Annotated in this window: 4 protein-coding genes; all 4 read right to left on the bottom strand. The window is 51.3% G+C overall.

The genetic code is table 11. The features are described 5' to 3' along the window. Positions 1–736, bottom strand: a 736-nt coding sequence (locus AC1HCM_RS08360) for an HlyD family secretion protein (RefSeq protein ID WP_479461313.1), incomplete at its 3' end; no start/stop codon positions are given. Then, positions 729–2,006, bottom strand: a complete 1,278-nt coding sequence (locus tag AC1HCM_RS08355) for a TolC family protein (RefSeq protein ID WP_479461312.1) — start codon at positions 2,004–2,006, stop codon at positions 729–731. The genes AC1HCM_RS08355 and AC1HCM_RS08360, both read right to left, overlap by 8 nt. Beyond that, a complete protein-coding gene (locus AC1HCM_RS08350) occupies positions 1,967–2,521 on the bottom strand; it encodes a TetR/AcrR family transcriptional regulator (protein ID WP_479461311.1) in 555 nt (184 codons plus the stop codon). Before AC1HCM_RS08350 ends, AC1HCM_RS08355 begins: the two co-directional genes overlap by 40 nt. Positions 2,522–2,552: 31 nt before the next feature. Then, a complete protein-coding gene (locus AC1HCM_RS08345; RefSeq protein WP_479461310.1) occupies positions 2,553–3,644 on the bottom strand; it encodes an HD domain-containing phosphohydrolase in 1,092 nt (363 codons plus the stop codon). Positions 3,645–4,118 lie beyond the last annotated feature (474 nt).

The following is a 4,118-nucleotide window of genomic DNA, read 5'->3' as shown; positions in this document are numbered from 1 at the left end:
ACCTCTTGACAACGTAGCCCTCTATGGGACTCCTCAGAGTCGTCTCCTTGAGGAGGTTTTCCACATCCTCTCTCTTTTTGAGGAGAGCTTGCCTCTGCCTCTCAAGGGCTTGAACCCTCCTGTCTATCTCGTAGGTTTCCTTGAGCTTCGCCCTCAGAACATCCTTTCTGGTGAGGAATACCTTAGTGCTCTCCTCAAGAGACTCAATCTCCTTCTTGAGAGACTCCATTTGGGTGTCAATCTCCTCAAACCTTCTGGAGGGAACAACCCCTTTGGAGAAGAGCCTGCTGAACCTCTCCCTGTCCCTTTTGAGCTGGCTTAGCTTTACCTTGAGAGCCTCTATTCTGCTCCTGTTTGCCGAGACCTGTCTGTCCACGAGCCTGAGGTTAGCTTTTATCTCTTCCCTGAGAGCTTTTGCCTTTATCTGGAGAGCCTCCTTCTCCTTCTCAATCCTCTCTATGCTCTTCTCAACCTCTTCCAGTTTAAGCCTGTAGTCCCTGTCCTCAATCTTTGCGAGAGCCTCCCCCTTTCTCACCCTGTCTCCCTCTTCCTTGTAGAGCTCTACAATCCTTCCAGATACCCTCTTGAAGGCGAGCCTGGTAAGGCTGTCACTCTCCACGAAGACCGCATTGGATATGGCGTGGGTGAGCCTGTAGTGTATCCACCTCACCGCTACTATAGAGAAGGCAAGCGCCATGAGTATGAGGATGAAAAGCCCCAGCTTCCTTTTACCCATCGCCTATCACCTCTTTGAGCTTGAAGAGCTTCTTTGTGAGCTCGTATCTCTCAATCCTGAGGGTGTTCTGAGCCCTAATCAGATAACTCTGGGCGTCAAGCACCTCCGTGTTGGTTCCAAGCCCAGCTCTGTACTTCTCCCGGGCTATCCTGAGGTGCTCCTTTGCGTCCTTGAGTTGCTGGCTTGCCAGCTCTATCCTTGACCTGACCGATTCTATATCCTCAAGGACATTGTCAAGCTCAAGGTAAAGCCTTTCAAGGGTGTCCCTGTATCTCTCAAGGAACTGTCTCTTTGCTATCCTGCTCACCTCAAGGGCTCTGAACCTCCTCATCCCGCTGAAGAGGTTCCAGCGAAGGGCGATGCTTATCAGATACCTGTCCTTCGGGAAAAGGTCTGACTCTTCCGTCCTCTGGTAGAAGGCTTCAAGGGAGACTATTGGATAGAAGGAGGATTCGGAGAGCTTTATGTAGTCTTGGGAGAGCTCCAGGCTACCTTCCATGTACTTCAGGAGCGCCCTCCTCTCACGGAGTCTTCTCCTGAGCTCCTCCCTGCTGAGGGTAAGAAGTTCCTCGGGGGCTTTCAGGCTGTCCTCCTCAACGTCCTCCACCTTCTTTCCCGCAAGGTAGGAGAGGCTGTCAAGAGCCTTCCTGAAGTTCGCCTCAGCCCTCGCTATGTCCTCTTTGACATCGTAGAGCTTTACCTGAGTTTCCAGAACGTCTTTGAAGGCAACTATCCCCTCCTTGTAAAGCTCCTTTACATCTCTCAGATGTGCCTCCACGAGCTCAAGGTACTTTCTGTATATCTCAAGGGTAGCCTTCGCCTGAAGGGCTGAAAGGTAAGCGGACCTCACATTGTAGAGGAGCTCCTTCTCCTTCTCCCTAACTAGGAAGCCCTGAAGGTTCTCAGACCTCTTGGCTATCTCATACTCCCTGAAATCTCTGAGGTTGAATAGGTTTTGAACAACCTGAAGGGTAAACTTAGGGTAACTTCCCTTCTGAAAGACGAACTCCTGAGGCGGGAGGGGAGGAGCTCCGAAGGTGAAGCTCTGCTTTTTGGAAAGGTTAAAAGAAGCCTCAAGGTTTATCTGGGGTAGGAGCCTGCCGAGCCTCTCAAGCCTCTCCTGTTTCTTCTTCTCCTGCTCAAGTCTCTCAACCTTGAGCTGGTGAAAGTTCTTCAGCGCCGACTCTTCCAGCTCCTGCAGTGTTATGGAAAAGGAAGCTACACAGAGGGTCAGGAGAAGAGCCCAAGCTCCCTTAAGACCTCTTTCCATCTACCTATCACCTCTCTCTCGCTCAGTATCGCTTCCTCAACAAAGTGCCTCGCAGTGCCGATGATTATCTCCGCCTTAAGGTCTGGGTTCTCAACCCCGAGGAGCCGGAGAGCCTCCTCAAGCCTCCCCGTAAATAGTCTTTTGCCTTCTCTATAGAACTCCTGAAAGGAGTTGCTTGTACATATCGCCTCAAAGAAGAATATCTTTGCCAGCTCCTTCTCCCTCACTATGAGCTCAAAGCTCCTCAGAAAGACGAGCTCATTGCCCTCATTGGTCTTCCCTTCCCTAAGGAGGGATATACCATTCTCTATCAGGGACAGAACCTCCCTTCTTATGGTTGAGAGCATCTCAAGGAGGAACTCCTCCTTTGACTTGAAGTAAAGGTAGAAGGTCCCGTGGGCTAATCCAGCCTCGGAGGTTATGTCTGAAATCCTCGTGCTGTGGTATCCCTTCCTGTATATAACCTTCTTACCAGCCTGCGTGAGCCTTTCCTTTGTGCTTAATGACTGACCCATCAGTTATCAGTATATTAGCACAAAAAGGAAATCACTCGTCTTTGTACTTCTCCCTTATCTCCATCACCCTATCTATGTTGTCCATAAATATGTCCACGAGATTGGGGTCAAAGGACTTTCCCCTCAGCTCTCTCATATAATTCAGGGTTTTATCAAGGCTCCAGGGCTCTTTATAGGGTCTCTTTGACATCAGGGCATCAAAAACGTCCGCTATCGCCGTTATCCTTCCCCAGAGGCTTATCTCCTCACCCTTCTTGCCGTAAGGATAGCCCGTCCCGTCCCACTTCTCGTGATGATCAAGGGCGATAAGAGCTGCCATCTGAAGGAGCTCGCTTGAGCTGTCCTTGAGTATCTCGTAGCCTATTATGGTGTGCCTCTTCATGACCTCCCACTCCCAGTCGTTGAGCTTGCCCCTCTTGAGGAGTATGGCGTCGGGTATCCCTATCTTGCCTATGTCGTGCATCGGTGCGGCTATGGTAATGTTCTCGCACTTCTCCTCGTCAAGCCCGAGTTCCTGTGCCATGAGCCTCGCAAAGAGACCAACCCTCACTATGTGGTTGTAGGTCTCCGGGTCCTTGTACTCAGCCGCGTAGGAGAGCCTCATTACCGCTTCTCTGTATGCCTCCTTTAACTTCGCCTGAAGTATGGAGGTCTCTATGGCAGAGGAGGCATAGCCGCCGAGCAGTGTGAAGAGCTCAACATCTTCGTGGGTGAAGCTTCCCCTGAGCTTGTTGACAGCCTGAAATACGCCGAGGATCTCCCCCTTCTTGTTAAAGAGGGGTATGGCGAGGATGTTCCTCGTTCTGTATCCCGTCTCCCTGTCAACCTCCGGGTTGAACCTCGGGTCGGAGTAGGCGTCGTTGACTACGAGGCTCTTCCCCTTCTGGGCTACCCAGCCCACTATCCCCCTGTCCGCAGGAACCCTTATCTCATCAACGCCGTGGGCAACCTTGGTCCAGAGCTCTCCCTTTTCCCTGTCGAGGAGGAAGAGGCTACACCTGTCAACCTCAAGAGCCTCCCTCGCAAGGTCGGAGAGCATCACGAGGAGCCTGTCGGTGTCCTGCTCTTTGCTTATCCTCTCCGCAGCGGACAGAAGGAGCTTTATCCTCCCCAGCTCAGACATAGATAAATTTTACGCCCTGAAGGGAAGGATGTCACGGTACTCTTCACACCTCAAGGGCGACGGTAGCTGAGTTGTAATCCCTCACTTTTCAGGGATGACTGTAACGCTTCATATCTGAAGCTGACCCATGGGAACTCTGAAGCGACAGGTCGCAATCCCTCACTTTTTAGGGATGACTGTAACCATCACAACGGCGTTCTCTCTGAACATGCTCAGCTCCTTGTCGCAATCCCTCACTTTTCAGGGATGACTGCAACCCACAGAGAGCTTAAGCTCCAGAAAGACCAAGAATGTCGCAATCCCTCACTTTTCAGGGATGACTGCAACCCCTCTACACCAGATGGTATGAGGACAAGAAATTAAAGATAGTCGCAATCCCTCACTTTTTAGGGATGACTGTAACCATCACAACGGCGTTCTCTCTGAACATGCTCAGCTCCTTGTCGCAATCCCTCACTTTTCAGGGATGACTGC

The sequence above is a fragment of the Hydrogenivirga sp. genome (assembly GCF_056450045.1).
Note: the sequence above shows the minus strand (reverse complement) of the source record. Positions and strands in the feature narration are given on the sequence as shown.

Bases quoted from the DNA above. Each gene is read 5' to 3' on its own strand.
- AC1HCM_RS08355 (WP_479461312.1), bottom strand. From the start codon at position 2,006: ATGGAAAGAGGTCTTAAGGGAGCTTGGGCTCTTCTCCTGACCCTCTGT.
- AC1HCM_RS08350 (WP_479461311.1), bottom strand. From the start codon at position 2,521: ATGGGTCAGTCATTAAGCACAAAGGAAAGGCTCACGCAGGCTGGTAAG.
- AC1HCM_RS08345 (WP_479461310.1), bottom strand. From the start codon at position 3,644: ATGTCTGAGCTGGGGAGGATAAAGCTCCTTCTGTCCGCTGCGGAGAGG.